General features: G+C 39.4%; 1 protein-coding gene. It reads left to right on the top strand.

Features of this window, described 5'->3' with window-relative positions:
* On the top strand, positions 1 to 302 hold a 302-nt coding region (locus F3G70_RS12095; protein ID WP_188118131.1), incomplete at both ends, for a hypothetical protein.

Here is a 302-nt window from a genome sequence, read left to right as displayed (position 1 = left end):
ATAATGGCGGTGCAATTTATTTTGAAAATGCCATTTCCAATTCCAATATAAATGCTACCTATACCAACAACACCGCAATCTATGGTGGAGCAAACTTCTTCAATAGTGTTTCAGATTCAAATATTAACGGAACATACAGCCACAACACCGCAGACAGGGATGGTGGAGCAAACTTCTTCAACGGAGATGTTTCAAATTCAAACATTGCCGGAACATACATCAACAACAGCGCAGACATGGATGGTGGAGCAAACTACTTCCAAAGTAGTGTTTCAAATTCAAACATTACCGGAACATACAAC

The sequence above is a fragment of the Methanobrevibacter millerae genome (assembly GCF_900103415.1).
Lineage (GTDB): Archaea > Methanobacteriota > Methanobacteria > Methanobacteriales > Methanobacteriaceae > Methanocatella > Methanocatella millerae.
The sequence above is the reverse complement of the archived record's forward strand: the minus strand, read 5'-3'. Positions and strand labels throughout refer to the sequence as shown.